Origin of the sequence: Streptomyces sp. NPDC051315, from assembly GCF_044455165.1 — a bacterium.
Classification (GTDB): Bacteria; Actinomycetota; Actinomycetes; order Streptomycetales; family Streptomycetaceae; genus Streptomyces.
In genome coordinates, this window is record NZ_JBITEN010000005.1 from 200,770 (window position 1) to 214,446 (window position 13,677).

Below are 13,677 nucleotides of genomic sequence, written 5' to 3' on the forward strand. Positions count from 1 at the left end.
CGCCTCACCGGCTCGCGTGCAGGGCGACCAGCAACTGCCAGACCTGGTCGGCGATCTCGGCCGGCGTGGCCTCGAGCATGCCGTGCAGCCAGTCGGCCAGCACCCCGGCGAAGGTCGCGGCGACGGCCGAGGCGACCAGCGGCGCGTCCGCGGCCCCCGCCCGCTCGCGCTCGCGCAGGCTGTACGCCCGCAGATCCCGGTGCAGTACCCGGCCGAGCGGCCCGCCGCCGCCCGGGGCGAGCAGGGCGCGGTACAGCGCCGTGTGCGGGGTGAGCGAGGCGAAGAACTCCGTGAGCGCCGCCGGGGCCCGCACCGGATCGGGCCGCCCCGGCCAGGCGTGGAGCGCCTCGACGGCCTCGCGGACGACGTCCGCGCAGGCGTCGACCGCGAGGGCCTCCAGGTCGGCGTAGTGCACGTAGAAGGTGGCCCGGCCCACGCCCGCCCGGCGGACCAGCGCGGCGACCCCGACCTCCTCCAGCGGCCGCTCGGCGCACTCCTCGAGGAGGGCCGCCCGCAGCCGCGCCCGGGTGCGCGCCGCCCGCGGGTCCTCGGGCTCGGCGCGGCTCACCGTGCGACGAGGACGGCGGCCAGGGCCAGGGCGCCGGGCAGGGCCTGCGCGACCAGGATCCGGCGGTTCGCCGTGACGGCGCCGTACACGCCCGCGACGATCACGCAGCTCAGGAAGAAGACCTGCGCGCGGAAGCCGGTCGGGTCGGCGGCGATCAGTCCCCACACCAGGCCCGCGGCGAGGAACCCGTTGTACAGCCCCTGGTTGGCGGCCAGCGCCGCGGTCGCCCGCGCCATGTCCGGGTCGAAGCCGTGGAACGACCGCCCCGGCTTCCTCTGCCACAGGAACATCTCCATCACCAGGATGTAGACGTGCAGCGCGGCCACCAGGGCCACCAGCACGTTCGCGACGGCTTCCACGGTCTTCCCCACTTCCGGACCATCTTGGACAGGTGTCCACTATAGCTGGACAGCTGTCCAGGAAGTTTCTGGGTGTCACTTCGGAGAAGAGCTCGGTCGTCCGGGAGAAGGGCTCTCCGCGCACACTGGAGACATGACCTCAGCAGCATCCGCACGCTCCCCACAGCAGCGCAGGCACGACGTCCTGCGCAGGCTGGAACACGACGTCGACGCCTGGGTCGCCACGGCCGCCGAGGACGGCGCCGCCCCCCACCTCGTCCCGCTCTCCTTCGTGTGGGACGGCGCCACCCTGCTCGTCGCCACCCCGGCCACCAGCCCCACCGGCAGCAATCTGCGCACCACGGGCGTCACCCGTCTCGGCATCGGCCCGACCGACGACCGCGTCCTGGTCGAGGGCACCGCGGTGGCGGTGCCGCCCGCCGAACTGCCGGAGGAGGACGCCGAAATCTTCGCCGGCAAGACCGGCTTCGACCCGCGCCTGCTGGCCGCGCCCTACCTGTTCTTCCGCATCCTGCCCCGCCGCATCCAGGCCTGGCGTACGCCGGGCGAGGGCGACGGGCGGGAACTGATGCGGGACGGGGAGTGGCTGGTGGGCGACTGAAACCGGGGTATCCGCAAGGTTCGGGGGCGGTGCCGGTCCGTCCCCGGCACCGACACTGCGGAGGAGACATGGCACTGGTGAAAGCGGGCGTCGTGGTGCTCGACTGCGCCGAGCCCGAGAAGCTCGCCGAGTTCTACAAGGGGCTGCTGGACGCCCAGGAGACCGACGCCACCGCCAACCGTGTGGAGATCGAGGGCGCCGGCGGTACCCGGCTGGCCTTCCGCCGGGACGTGAACGCGACCCCGCCCAGCTGGCCCCGCCCCGAGAACTCCCTCCAGGCCCATCTGGACTTCCTCGTCGACGACCTGGACGAGGCGGAGCGCAGGGTGGTGGGCCTCGGCGGCCGCCCCCTGGAGGCCAAGGGCGCCCCCGGCCCGTACGAGGAGCGCGGCTACGCCGACCCGGCCGGGCACTCCTTCACCTTGCGGCGGGTGGCCTCCACCGCACCGAAGCAGGGCTGAGGGGCGCTCCCCGAAGACGCGGGGCGGGGGTCGGCCCCCGCCCCGCGTACGTCAGTCCCGACCCCCCTTCTCCTTCGACGGCCACACCCCCGTGGACCGTTCGATCGCCTTCGCGCCCGTGCGGTCCGCCGCGCTGCGCACCGCGGCGAAGATCGCGCCCTGGATCGCCGCGGCCAGCAGGACCTCCCCCCAGCCACGGTCCTTGTCCAGGGCGTCGGGCGCGTCGTCCTCGTGCCGTACCACCTTCCACACCTTGCGGAAGGCCATCCCGGCGAGCGCTCCGCTCGCCCAGCCGAGCACGAATCCGACGGGCTGGTAGACGAGGGGGAGCTTCTGTTTCTTGGCCACGTGGGCCTCCTTGTGACGTAGGAATGTGAAAAGGGACGGAACGGTCGGAAGAGGGGGCGGGCGGGGTCAGGGCCGGCCCCGGGACGGGACCTCCTCCCCGGCGCGCACCGGGCCCGGCGGCGTCCCGTCGCCGAACGGCCGGCCGCCGAGTTCCTCCCGGTGGTGCGGGGTCAGCCAGCCGGACAACTCGGGTCCCAGGGGGATGATCCGGGTCGGGTTGATGCCGGAGTGCACCTGGTAGTAGTGCCGCTTGATGTGGTCGAAGTCGACGGTGTCCCCGAACCCGGGCGTCTGGAAGAGGTCCCGGGCGTACGCCCAGAGCACCTGGTTCTCCGTCAGCTTCCAGCGGTTGCACTTGAAGTGACCGTGATAGACGGCGTCGAAACGCACCAGTGTGGTGAACAGCCGGATGTCCGCCTCGGTGATCGTGTCGCCGACGAGATAGCGCCGGCCGGCCAGCCGGGACGCCAGCAACTCCAGCCGCCGGAAGACCCCCGCGCACGCCTCGTCGTACTCGTCCTGCCCGGTCGCGAAACCCGCCCGGTACACCCCGCTGTTGACGTCCTCGTAGACCTCGGCCATGACCGCGTCGATCTCGTCGCGCCGCTCCCGCGGGTACAGGTCGGGCGCGCCGGGCCGGTGCAGCCCGGTCCACTCGGTGGCGAGGTCGAGGGTGATCCGCTGGAAGTCGTTGGTGACCAGCTTGCCGCTGGGCACGTCCACGACCGCCGGCACGCTCACCCCGCCCGTATGGCCGCTCTCGCGCTTGTCGTAGGCCTCGGCGAGGTAGCGGATGCCGAGGACCGGGTCGCGCCCGTCGGGGTCGAGGGTGAAGCGCCAGCTGCGGTCGTCCTGGACCGGGTCGGCGATCGCCATCGGCAGAGCCTCCTCCAGCCCCAGCAACCGCCGGGAGATCACGGCCCGGCTCGCCCAGGGGCAGGCCAGGCTGACCACCAGCCGGTAACGGCCGGCCTCCACCGGCCAGCCGTCGCGGGCGTCCGCGGTGATCCGGTCGGTGAAGTGGCTCTTGGAGCGCGTGAAGGGCCTGTGCCCGTAGGCGCGGTTGCCGTCGCTCCCGCCGCTCATCGTTCCTCCCGCTGGTGGTGCGTGTGTGTCCTGCACAACGCGTTCCCCGTTTTCCGCCGACGGCACGGTGTGAGGGCGACCGGCCGGGGCAGCCGCCGGAGGTGACTGGGACATCCTCGGAACACTCCACGCGGCCACAGCCCGAAAGGACGACAACAGCGCATGGCGAGAAGCGCGCCGGACAGGCGGCGGACCGCAGGACACGCGTCACCGTGCTGGTGGCGCTCGCGGCCAACCTGGTCATCGCCGTCGCCAAGGCGGTCGGAGGCCTGCTCGCGGCCTCACCCGCGCTGCTGTCGGAGGCGGCGCACTCCGTCGCCGACAGCCTCAACGAGGTCTTCCTCCTCGCCGCCCTGCGCCGCAGCCGCCGCCCGGCCGACCGGCGCCACCCCTTCGGCTACGGCAAGGAACGCTTCTTCTGGTCCCTCCTCGCGGCCGTCGGCATCTTCGTCATGGGCGGCTGCTTCTCCTTCCTCCAGGGCATCGAGGCCCTCAGGAACGGGGGCGAGGAGGAGTTCGGCGGATATGTCGCGGGCCTGATCGTGCTCGGCGTCGCCCTCCTCGCCGAGGGTGCCTCGCTGCTGCGGGCCCTGTACCAGGTGCGCCGGCAGGGCGGCACCGCCGGACTGCGCGACCCCGCCCTGCGCACGGTCGTCGCCGAGGACGGCACGGCGGTGCTCGGCGTCACGCTGGCCGCGGCCGGCATGGCCCTGCACATGGTCACCGGAGAGGTGATGTGGGAGGCGTGCGCCTCGCTCGCGATCGGCGCGCTGCTCGTCTACGTCGCCTACGGGCTCGGTCGCGAGGCCCGCGACCAGCTGATCGGTGAGGCCGCCGACCCCGAGACCGGCGGCCGGATCCACGCCCTGCTGGCGGCCCAGCCGGAGATCGACAGCGTGGAGGCGCTGTTCACGATGAAGACGGGCATCGACTCCACTCTCGTGGCGGCCCGCGTCGACCTGGTGCCGGGCCTGGACAGCGAGCGGGTCGAGGAGGTCGCCGTCCGCATCAAGCGGTCCGTCGCCCGCGCCGTTCCCGAGGCGGACCAGATCTTCCTCGACGTGACCGACCGCCGGGAGACAGGAGAAGGCCCCGCCGCGACGGGGGAGCGCGGCGGGGCCTGACCTCCAGGTGCCCGGCCCGCACCCGTCCATGCGCGTCCCCGGCAGATTTTTCTACGCGCTCTGTCCGGGTCCGGGTCCGGGGCCGGTGGCCGCGGTCAGCTCGGGTCGGCGGGCTCCAGGACGAAGACCGGAATCTCCCGGTCGGTCTTCTCCTGGTACTCGGCGTACGGCGGATACGCGGCGACGGCGCGCTCCCACCACTCGGCCTTCTCCGCGCCGGTGACCTCACGGGCCGTCATGTCCTGCTTGACCGGCCCGTCCTGGAGCTCCACCCGGGGATCGGCCTTGATGTTGTGGTACCAGACCGGGTGGGTGGGCGCCCCGCCCTGGGAGGCGACCACGGCGTACCGCCCGTCGTGCTCGACCCGCATCAGCGGCGTTTTGCGGATCTTCCCGCTCTTCGCACCCCGCGTCGTCAGCACGACGACGGGCATCCCCGTGTCCCGCAGTGTCGTGCCCTTCGTGCCGCCGGAGCTCTCGTACAGCTCCACCTGCTCACGCACCCACTGGGTCGGGCTGGGCTCGTACTCGCCCTCGAGAGGCATGGTTTCCGTCCCTTCATCAGGTCTTTTCATGTCGTCGGCACCTGGCGTCCGAGTCGCACCGTGCCTCAACACCGGCACAGGCGGGTTTCATCCACCACGCGTCCCTCTGTGAGGCCTACCCCCTAGAACACCATGCGCACGGCCAGCACCGTCATCACTCCGCTGGACACGAGCGCCGTCGCCAGCCGCCCCCGGTGCCCGGTCAGCGCACGGCCCAGCAGGGCGCCGCCCCCGGCCAGCAGCACCTGCCAGCTCGCGGACGCGACGAAGGCCGCCGCCACGAACGCGCCCTGTTCCAGGGGGCGTACGGCGTCGGCGCCGCCGGTACCGAGGACCAGCGCGGCGAAGTAGACCACCGTGACCGGGTTGAGGAGGGTGATGCCGAGCAGGCTCAGATAGGCCCGGGCCGGGCTGGGCGGGGGCGGGTCGGCCCGGGTGGTGAGCCGGTGGGCGCGGTACCGGCGTACGGCCGCCACCGCGGCCCACGCCGCCAGCGCCAGCAGCGCCAGGGCCGAGGCCCAGCGCAGTGGCCCCAGCACCGGGCGCAGGGCGGCGGCGACCGCGGAGCCCCCGACGGTGGCCAGCAGGGCGTAGAGCCCGTCGGCGGTGGCGACGCCGAGCGCGGCGCACACGCCGGTGCGCAGGGACGTGCGGGCGGTGAGGGAGACGAGGTAGGTCCCGACCGCGCCGACGGGGATGGCGATGCCGTACCCCGCGACCAGGCCGGCGACCAGCGCGGCCGTCATGAGCGCGCGGGATCGGGCCTCCGGTGACGGCCGGGCTGCTGCTGGAGCCGCGCCGGCAGAACGGCGGCGGGCAACGGCGGCAGAAGAGCTGCGTGGGTGGGCATGGCCAGATCGTGCGGGTGGGGGCGGGCCGGCGGCAACCGGATTTCCTGGGCCAGGGCGGTGACCTTCTCGTTCCGTGCTCCGGCCGCGCCTCGCGGCGGCCGGTTCCGGCCACAGTGCCCGATGCGTCGATCTGGCCGAACTGAGCGTCGCCATCTGGATGCCTGGGGCATCTAATGGCGATCGGCACGACGCCCCATCGTCTGCGAGGTCCCCCCATGACGAACCCGACGGACACGACGAGCCCGACGGACACGACGAGCCGGACGGACGCGACGGACACGGCGAACCCGATCGACACGGCGAACCCGAAGGACACGACCGAACTCCCGGCGCCCGTCGCCTTCCCGCAGGACCGCAGCTGCCCCTTCCACCCGCCCACCGGCTACGACCCCCTGCGCGCCTCCCGCCCCCTGGCCCGCGTCACCCTCTACGACGGCGGCACCGCGTGGCTGGTCACCGGCCGTGACCTGGCCCGTGCCCTGCTCGCGGACCCCCGCCTGTCGAGCGACCGCACCCGCCCCGGCTACCCGACGACCTCACCGCGCTTCACGGCGCTCCGGGACCGCCGGGCCTCCCTGCTGAACGTCGACGACCCCGAACACCACGGGCAACGACGCATGCTGGTGCCGGACTTCACCCTGAAACGCGCCACCGCGCTGTGCCCGGCCATCCAGCGCATCGTCGACGAACGCATCGACGCCATGCTGGCCCAGGGCCCGCCCGCCGAACTGGTGAGCGCGTTCGCGCTGCCCGTGCCCTCGACGGTGATCTGCGAACTGCTCGGCGTGCCCTACGCCGACCACGAGTTCTTCGAGGAGCAGTCCCGCCGGATGCTGCGCGGCCGGGACCCGCGGGAGGTGCGGGGCGCCCGCGACCGCCTCGACGCCTACCTCGGCGCGCTGATCGACCGCAAGCTGCGCGAACCGCGCGGTGACGGCGTCCTCGACACCCTGGTCCACGAGCGGGTCGCGACCGGCGCCGTGGATCGCGCGGGGGCCGTCTCCCTGGCCACGCTCCTGCTGGTCGCCGGTCACGAGACCACCGCCAACATGATCTCCCTCGGCACCTACACCCTCCTCCGGCACCCCGAGCAGCTCGCCGAACTGCGCGCCGACCCCTCGCTGCTGCCCGCCGCCGTCGACGAGCTGCTGCGCGTGCTGTCGATCGCGGACGGGCTGCTGCGGCAGGCCACCGAGGACATCGAGGTGGCCGGGACGACGATCCGGGCCGGCGAGGGCGTCGTCTTCGCGACCTCGGTCATCAACCGCGACACGGACGCCTACCCCACCCCGGACGTCCTCGACTGGCACCGCCCCGTCCGCCACCACGTGGCGTTCGGCTTCGGCATCCACCAGTGCCTGGGCCAGAACCTCGCCCGCGCCGAGATGGAGATCGCCCTGCGCACCCTCTTCGACCGCCTTCCCGGCCTGCGCCTGGCCGTCCCGGCCGACGAGATTCCCTGCAAACCGGGCGACACGATCCAGGGGATGCTGGAACTCCCGGTGACCTGGTAAGAGGCTCGGGCCATGCACATCGACATCGACACGGACGCCTGTATCGGCGCCGGCCAGTGCGCCCTGGCCGCCCCCGGCGTCTTCACCCAGGACGACGACGGCTACAGCACGCTCCTGCCCGGCCACGAGGACGGCACCGACGACCCGATGACCCGGGAGGCCGCGCGCGCCTGTCCGGTCGGCGCGATCACCGTGACGGACCCGGATTAGGGCGGCGCGAGAGGACCGCCCCGCAGCACCGCGCGGACCAAGTCCCGCGGGAGGGCGCCCGCATTCCTCGGGGGAGCGGGCGCCGGGGGCCGGTCGGCCTGGGCGGTCCCGGAGGGCCGGAGAAGGTGAGAGCGGCGGCCGTCGCGTGGGCCGGCGGCAGGCACGCCCCGGCTTCCGGCCCGTATCCGCTTCAACTGTACGGCGGTCAACGGAAGTCCCGTACAGCCCGGGATGCGGGCCCGCGACCGAGGGCGGACGATGGAGAGGGCGGAATCCGACTCCGGGACCGGTTCACTGTGCGGAGGCACCGGTATGCCCGTGCTCTTCTTCGACATCGGCGCGACCTTGGCGGACGCCCGCCTGGAGGCCGACGGTGCGCTGACCCTCCGGCCCCGGCCGCGCGTCCTCGCCGTACTCGACGCCGTCCGTGACGTACGCAAGGGCGTCATCTCCCACCCCGGTCCGGGCCAAGGCGCCGCCGAGCGGGCCGCGTCGGCGCTCCGGGAGGCGTTCCCCGGCCGTTTCACCGACAGCGGGCTCGTGCTCTGGGGACCGAAGGACAGCCGCGCGATCTTCGACCGGGCGGTCGCCGCGACGGCGGTCGAGGGCGGGCCGGCGGCGGCCGACGCGTGCGTCTTCGTGGGCGAGGACTCCCGCGAGCGCGCCTTCGCCGGGCAGGCGGGCCTGCGTACCGCCGCCCACCCCGTGTTCACCCTCGCCGCCCTGGAGAACCGCCCCGTCCTCTGGGCCCGCGTCGCCCTGCCGGAGCGGCGTGGGCCGGCCGAGTTGGAGGCGGTCGCGAACGAGGCCGAAGTGGTGCCGGTGCACGTCGCCTCCGAGCGGCTCGTCCTTGCCATGGTGACCGCACAGGGCTCCGAGGCCCTCCAACGGGCGGGATTCCCCGTCGACTTGCGGGGACCGGTGCAGGACACGGCGGCCTTCCTGATCCGCGACGACCGTCCGCACACGTCCGCCCCCGGCCTCACGGTCACCGCCCTTCCCGCCGCCGAGGCGACGGCCCGCGCCACAAAGGCGTACGGCCAGGTCTCCGGCGCGCTGGCCCGTACGGCGATCCCGCCGCCCGTGCCGCTGGGCCCCGCTCCGGGCGGGGTGTACGTCGCCGCTCCGGCCGGCACCCCGGTCGAGGACGTTCACCCGCCGGGCGCGAAACCCGGCCACACCGAACGGCTGCTGCCCGACCCGGCGCTCCTCTCCCGCCCCGGGGAGGCCTGGGCCGCGGGCCTGGAGGCGGGCCCGGCCGCCGGAGCCCCCGGTGACGGCCCACCCTCCCCGGAGACCCTCGCCGCGGTCCGCGACGCGGTGACCCCCGAGGCGCTGCGCGCCCACGTGGCCCGGCTCACCGGTGTCGAACCGCTCAGGGAGGGCGAGGCACCGAGGGTCCGCAGCCGTGACGCGTCCACCGAGGACAACCAGCGTGTCGTCGAAGAACTCGCCCGCCGTCTCCTCGGCCTCGGACTGACCGTGCGACTGCACCGGTTCCCGTGGCGCGGGCGCCGGCTGTTCAACGTCGAGGCCGAACACCGGGTCCCCGACGCCGACTCCACCGTCCTCGTCACCGCCCACCTCGACTCCACCGCCGCCGGCGGCGACTTCGTCGACGCGGACGGAGAGCCGCGTCCCTACGACCCCGCCGTGGACCCCGCCCCCGGCGCCGACGACGACGGAAGCGGGACCGCCGCGGTCCTGGCCGCGGCCGAGTGCCTGCACGCCCTGCTCGCGGACGGCCGGGCGCCGGCGCGCAGCGTGCGCTTCGTGCTCTTCAACGCCGAGGAACAGGGCCTGGTCGGCAGCAAGTTCTCCGCACGGGCCGCCGCCGCGGCGGGCGAGCGCATCGCCGGTGTCTTCCAGATGGACATGATCGCGGGCCGGCGGCAGGGCACCACGCCCGTCGTCGAGATCCACGCCGGCTCCGCGGTACCCGGCCCGGTCGTGGCCGCGTCCGAGGCCCTCGGCGGCCTGGTCGCCCGTACCGTCCCGGCGTTCGACGGCGAGGTGACGGTGCAGCAGCTCACGGGCCCCGACGACCCGGCCGTGGGCCGCAGCGACCACGCGAGCTTCCACGAGCGGGGATGGGCCGCCGTCGCCGTCTCCGAGGACCTGTTCGCCACGCCCGACGGCGCGCCCGGCACGGGCACCCGCCAGTACCACACCCCCGCGGACACTCTCCTCGACCCGGACCACAGCACAGAGTTCGCGGCCACCATCGCCCGTTCCGTCACGGCGTCCGCCCTGACCCTCGCGGGCCTGTGAGACGTACGACCGATCCGACCGGGCCGCGCGCCCGCGGCAGGAGCATCCGTCATGACACAGTTGATCGACAAGCGGAACCTGGAGTACGACCGGCTGACCGAGGTCGCGGGCGCCGGCGCGTTCCTCGACGAGACGGCGCGGGTCGCGGAATCGGTGCACCACACCCTCATCGCCGAGGGCAGCAAGGTGAACCGCTTCACCGGGCACCTGACCGAGCTCCGCGTGGAGGGCGCGCCCGCCCTCGAGGAGGCGCGCGACGGCCGCCCGGACGGCCAGTACATCGCCCGGGCCAAGGAGTACGTCGCCTCCGTCGCGCAGGCGATCGGGTTCGCCTCCGGTGAGCCCGCCGAGTTCGAGGCCGACCCGAAGGTGATGGCCACGAGCCGGGGCCTGCGCGTGGTCAGTCTCCAGCAGACGCTCAACGGCATCGAGGTCTGGGGCATGGCCCCCAAGGTGTGGCTGCGCGAGGACGGCACGGTGGACCGGGTCGTCGGCGACACGGCGAGCGTGGGGGTGGACGTGCCCACGATGCCGGCGGTGCCGCCCGAGGCGGCGCTGACCGCTGCCGCGGCGAAGGCCGCCGAGGCGAGGACGGTCGAAGGCCCGTTCGGCACCGACGAACTGCCCGCCCTGGACGTCTCGGCCGGCTTCTCCCGCCTGACCCACCAGGCGGGCAACGCCCAGCCGATGACCTTCGACCAGGGCCCCTTCGACGAGGCGATCCCCACCCGGCTGGTCTACCTCTACATGGGCGACGAGGTCCGGCTCGCCTGGTCGTTCAGCTTCTCCCGGGACCAGGGGGCCGCGCAGTACCACGCGCTCGTGGAGGCCGACGACCGCACGGCGGACCCGGCGACGCCCCAGATCCTCTACTTCCAGGACCTGACCAGCCATGTCATCGCGGGACGGGTGTTCCGGCGCAACCCGGCCGAGAGCCCCTTCGACCGGGCCCCCTTCCCGCTGCCGCTGAGCGACTACCCGACCGAACCGCTGCCGAAGCCGTTGCCCGGGTTCCCCGGTGACTGGACCACACGGACGGACGGGCACGTGGCGACCGCCGGCAACAACGTGCTGGCCGTGGACGGGGCCACCCGCCGCAGCGTCGAGATCGACGTCGACCCGGAGGGCAACGGCGTGTTCGACCCGGCGCCCGACACCCCGGAGCAGTTCGTCACCAACATCTTCTTCTTCTGCAACTACATGCACGACTTCTTCGTGACGCTCGACTTCACGGAGGAGCACGGCAACTTCCAGACCGTCAACGTCACGGGACTGGGCAGGGGCGCCGACCCGGTCCACGCCTTCGCCCACCCCGGCCCGGTCATCGGCACGGCCAACATGGCCACCCCCGCCGACGGCTCGGCGGCGGTGATGAACATGGGTCTGGTCGCCCGCTCCGGCCGGCACACCGCCAACGACGCGGACGTCGTCTTCCACGAGTTCGTGCACGGGGTGACCAACCGGCTCGTCGGCGGCCTGCACGACGCCAACGGGCTGCGCGAACTCCAGTCCAGGGCGATGGGGGAGGGGTGGTCGGACTTCTTCGCGCTGACCACCCGCAACTTCTTCCAGGACCGGGAACGCACCGTCGTCGGCAACTGGGTCGTCGACAACGACCGGGGCATCCGCCAGCGGCCGTACGACGACCAGTACCCGGGCGGCTTCGGTGACATCGGCAAGGGCCCGGGGGAGCTGCCGGACGGACTCGACTACACGAAGATCCACAACGTGGGCGAGATCTGGTGCGCCGCGCTCATGGACATGACCCGCCGGATCAGCTCGGCGCTCGACGACAAGCAGCGTGGCTACCGCGTCGTCTGGCAGGCCGTCGTCGACGGACTGAAGCTCACCCCGAAGAACCCGACCCTGCTCGTCTCCCGCGACGCGATCCTGCGAGCCCTGAGGGACCTCGCGGGCGACAAGGTCACCGAGGCCGAGTACCCCGCGGTCCGGCGTGCGGCCTGGGAGGCCTTCGCCCGCTTCGGCCTGGGCTTCGACGCCTTCTGCCCGAACGCGTCCCTGCGGGGGTGCCGGGCCGGCACCCGGCTGCCGCCCGAGGGACACGAGGACTGACCTCGCACGACCACGCCCGGCGCCCTTGAGTAGGGTGCCGGGCGTGACCGAACGAGGCGAGAAGCCCCCCTTCCTCTACGTCGTCGTCTGCGCCGCCGGCATCGCCGCGGACGTCGGCAGGCTGATCAACGCCGCGCAGGAGCGGGAGTGGCACGTCGGCGTCATCGCCACACCCCTCGCGATGGACGGCTTCTTCGACACCGCCGCCGTCGAGGCGCAGACCGGCCGCCCGATCCGCTCCGCCTGGCGACGCCCGGGCGACCCGCGGCCCTTCCCGGAGCCCGACGCGGTCGTCGTCGCCCCGGCCACCTTCAACACGATCAACAAGTGGGCGGCCGGGATCGCCGACACCCTGGCCCTGGGCACCCTGTGCGAGGTGTCCGGCCTCGGTGTTCCCATCGCCGTCCTGCCCTGCGTGGCCGACGCCCTCGCCGCCCACCCCGCCTACCAGGAGAGCCTGACACGGCTGCGCGCGACGGGCGTGCGGTTCGGCCCTCCGTACGCGGGCGCGGACGGCGAGGAGTTCGCGTGGGAGGAGGCGCTGGACCTGCTGGACCGGGCCGCCCGATGACGTCCGGCGCGCTGCCGCGGGCCTCCCGCACGGGAGGGCACCGCGCGCGGACGACGACGTAGGCTCCCCCCGGTACCCCACACCGACGTCAGGAGCGGCGACGATGCAGTACGTGAAGCTCGGCTCGACGGGTCTGGACGTGTCGCGGATCTGTCTGGGCTGCATGACCTACGGCCTTCCCGACCGGGGCGTGCACGAGTGGACCCTCGACGAGGAGGCGTCACGTCCGCTCATCCGGCAGGCGCTGGACGCCGGCGTCAACTTCTTCGACACCGCCAACGTCTACTCCGACGGCACCAGTGAGGAGATCGTCGGCAAGGCGCTGCGCGACTTCGCCCGCCGCGACGAGATCGTGCTGGCCACGAAGGTGCACGGCCGGATGCGGCCCGGTCCCAACGGCGGCGGACTGTCCCGCAAGGCGATCCTCGCCGAGATCGACCACAGCCTCGCCCGCCTCGGCACCGACCACGTCGACCTCTACCAGATCCACCGCTTCGACCCGCACACCCCGGTCGAGGAGACGATGGAGGCACTGCACGACCTCGTGAAGGCGGGCAAGGTGCGTTACATCGGGGCGAGTTCGATGTACGCCTGGCAGTTCGCCAAGATGCAGTACGCCGCCGAGCGGCACGGCTGGACCAGGTTCGTGTCCATGCAGAACCACTACAACCTCCTCTACCGCGAGGAGGAACGCGAGATGCTCCCGTTCTGCGCCGACCAGGGCGTCGGCGTCCTGCCCTGGAGCCCTCTGGCCCGCGGCCGCCTCACCCGCGACTGGGGCACCGTCACCGGGCGCAGCGCCCAGGACGACTTCGGCAGCCGCCTCTACCTGGAGAGCGACCGCACCGTCGTCGAGGCCGTCACCCGCATCGCGGACGACCGCGGTGTCCCCCGCGCCCAGGTGGCCCTGGCCTGGCTGCTGCACCAGGACACGGTGACGGCCCCGATCATCGGCGCGTCGAAGCCCCGGCACCTCGAGGACGCGGTGGCGGCCGTCGGCCTCACGCTCAGCGACAGGGAACTGGAGGAGCTGGAGCGGCCCTACACCCCGCACCCGATCGCCGGCCACTGACGAGCCGGGTGCGCCGGCACCGT

At 73.4% G+C, this 13,677-nt stretch carries 15 protein-coding genes; 9 read left to right on the plus strand and 6 right to left on the minus strand.

The annotated features are described in order from the left end of the window. Positions 1–4 precede the first annotated feature (4 nt). Together ACIBBD_RS12275 and ACIBBD_RS12280 are read right to left on the minus strand one after the other, a co-directional pair. Positions 5–568 (minus strand): TetR/AcrR family transcriptional regulator, encoded by a 564-nt coding sequence (locus ACIBBD_RS12275; RefSeq protein ID WP_399419269.1) that lies wholly within the window; start codon positions 566–568, stop codon positions 5–7. After that, positions 565–927, minus strand: coding sequence for a DUF1304 domain-containing protein (locus ACIBBD_RS12280; protein WP_399419484.1), 363 nt, complete (start codon positions 925–927; stop codon positions 565–567). Before ACIBBD_RS12280 ends, ACIBBD_RS12275 begins: the two co-directional genes overlap by 4 nt. Positions 928–1,060: 133 nt before the next feature. Between ACIBBD_RS12280 and ACIBBD_RS12285 the strand changes: the two genes are divergently transcribed. Together ACIBBD_RS12285 and ACIBBD_RS12290 are read left to right on the plus strand one after the other, a co-directional pair. Then, positions 1,061–1,528 carry a pyridoxamine 5'-phosphate oxidase family protein gene (locus ACIBBD_RS12285; RefSeq protein ID WP_399419270.1) on the plus strand — a complete coding sequence of 156 codons (468 nt, stop codon included), beginning with the start codon at positions 1,061–1,063 and terminating at the stop codon, positions 1,526–1,528. 68 nt (positions 1,529–1,596) lie between these two features. Beyond that, on the plus strand, positions 1,597–1,989 hold the full coding sequence (locus ACIBBD_RS12290) for a VOC family protein (protein ID WP_399419271.1): 393 nt from the start codon (positions 1,597–1,599) through the stop codon (positions 1,987–1,989). A 51-nt stretch (positions 1,990–2,040) separates the two neighbouring features. Here ACIBBD_RS12290 and ACIBBD_RS12295 read toward each other — a convergent pair whose 3' ends face one another. Both ACIBBD_RS12295 and ACIBBD_RS12300 read right to left on the minus strand, forming a co-directional pair. Next, the gene (locus ACIBBD_RS12295) at positions 2,041–2,337 is read right to left on the minus strand and encodes a DUF4235 domain-containing protein (protein ID WP_399419272.1); all 297 of its coding nucleotides are present in this window, start codon (positions 2,335–2,337) and stop codon (positions 2,041–2,043) included. 66 nt (positions 2,338–2,403) lie between these two features. Continuing rightward, entirely contained in the window at positions 2,404–3,423 is a 1,020-nt protein-coding gene (locus ACIBBD_RS12300) for a glutathione S-transferase family protein (RefSeq protein WP_399419273.1), read from the minus strand. 212 nt (positions 3,424–3,635) lie between these two features. Between ACIBBD_RS12300 and ACIBBD_RS12305 the strand changes: the two genes are divergently transcribed. Beyond that, positions 3,636–4,547 carry a cation diffusion facilitator family transporter gene (locus ACIBBD_RS12305; RefSeq protein WP_399419274.1) on the plus strand — a complete coding sequence of 304 codons (912 nt, stop codon included), beginning with the start codon at positions 3,636–3,638 and terminating at the stop codon, positions 4,545–4,547. A gap of 95 nt (positions 4,548–4,642) precedes the next feature. Here the strand turns inward: ACIBBD_RS12305 and ACIBBD_RS12310 are convergent, their stop codons facing one another. Both ACIBBD_RS12310 and ACIBBD_RS12315 read right to left on the minus strand, forming a co-directional pair. Continuing rightward, positions 4,643–5,092, minus strand: a complete 450-nt coding sequence (locus ACIBBD_RS12310; protein ID WP_399419275.1) for a nitroreductase family deazaflavin-dependent oxidoreductase — start codon at positions 5,090–5,092, stop codon at positions 4,643–4,645. A gap of 122 nt (positions 5,093–5,214) precedes the next feature. Beyond that, positions 5,215–5,838 (minus strand): LysE family transporter, encoded by a 624-nt coding sequence (locus tag ACIBBD_RS12315; protein ID WP_399419276.1) that lies wholly within the window; start codon positions 5,836–5,838, stop codon positions 5,215–5,217. A 320-nt stretch (positions 5,839–6,158) separates the two neighbouring features. On the opposite strand from ACIBBD_RS12315, the gene ACIBBD_RS12320 reads away from it, so the two are divergent. The 6 genes from ACIBBD_RS12320 (at position 6,159) to ACIBBD_RS12345 (ending at position 13,654) form a co-directional block, all read left to right on the plus strand. Then, positions 6,159–7,457, plus strand: coding sequence for a cytochrome P450 (locus ACIBBD_RS12320; protein WP_399419277.1), 1,299 nt, complete (start codon positions 6,159–6,161; stop codon positions 7,455–7,457). A gap of 12 nt (positions 7,458–7,469) precedes the next feature. Continuing rightward, a complete protein-coding gene (locus ACIBBD_RS12325) occupies positions 7,470–7,667 on the plus strand; it encodes a ferredoxin (protein WP_399419278.1) in 198 nt (65 codons plus the stop codon). A gap of 312 nt (positions 7,668–7,979) precedes the next feature. Then, positions 7,980–9,938: a M28 family metallopeptidase gene (locus ACIBBD_RS12330; RefSeq protein ID WP_399419279.1), complete on the plus strand. Its 1,959-nt coding sequence runs from the start codon at positions 7,980–7,982 to the stop codon at positions 9,936–9,938. A 51-nt stretch (positions 9,939–9,989) separates the two neighbouring features. Beyond that, a complete protein-coding gene (locus ACIBBD_RS12335) occupies positions 9,990–12,011 on the plus strand; it encodes a M36 family metallopeptidase (RefSeq protein WP_399419280.1) in 2,022 nt (673 codons plus the stop codon). A gap of 43 nt (positions 12,012–12,054) precedes the next feature. Then, complete coding sequence (locus ACIBBD_RS12340; RefSeq protein ID WP_399419282.1) at positions 12,055–12,582, plus strand: flavoprotein; 528 nt, start codon at positions 12,055–12,057, stop codon at positions 12,580–12,582. Positions 12,583–12,685: 103 nt separating this feature from the next. After that, entirely contained in the window at positions 12,686–13,654 is a 969-nt protein-coding gene (locus tag ACIBBD_RS12345; RefSeq protein WP_399419283.1) for an aldo/keto reductase, read from the plus strand. Positions 13,655–13,677 lie beyond the last annotated feature (23 nt).

Coding starts and splice junctions, on each gene's coding strand:
- ACIBBD_RS12285 (WP_399419270.1), top strand. CDS start 1,061: ATGACCTCAGCAGCATCCGCACGCTCCCCACAGCAGCGCAGGCACGAC.
- ACIBBD_RS12290 (WP_399419271.1), top strand. CDS start 1,597: ATGGCACTGGTGAAAGCGGGCGTCGTGGTGCTCGACTGCGCCGAGCCC.
- ACIBBD_RS12300 (WP_399419273.1), bottom strand. CDS start 3,423: ATGAGCGGCGGGAGCGACGGCAACCGCGCCTACGGGCACAGGCCCTTC.
- ACIBBD_RS12310 (WP_399419275.1), bottom strand. CDS start 5,092: ATGCCTCTCGAGGGCGAGTACGAGCCCAGCCCGACCCAGTGGGTGCGT.
- ACIBBD_RS12315 (WP_399419276.1), bottom strand. CDS start 5,838: ATGACGGCCGCGCTGGTCGCCGGCCTGGTCGCGGGGTACGGCATCGCC.
- ACIBBD_RS12320 (WP_399419277.1), top strand. CDS start 6,159: ATGACGAACCCGACGGACACGACGAGCCCGACGGACACGACGAGCCGG.
- ACIBBD_RS12325 (WP_399419278.1), top strand. CDS start 7,470: ATGCACATCGACATCGACACGGACGCCTGTATCGGCGCCGGCCAGTGC.
- ACIBBD_RS12330 (WP_399419279.1), top strand. CDS start 7,980: ATGCCCGTGCTCTTCTTCGACATCGGCGCGACCTTGGCGGACGCCCGC.
- ACIBBD_RS12335 (WP_399419280.1), top strand. CDS start 9,990: ATGACACAGTTGATCGACAAGCGGAACCTGGAGTACGACCGGCTGACC.
- ACIBBD_RS12345 (WP_399419283.1), top strand. CDS start 12,686: ATGCAGTACGTGAAGCTCGGCTCGACGGGTCTGGACGTGTCGCGGATC.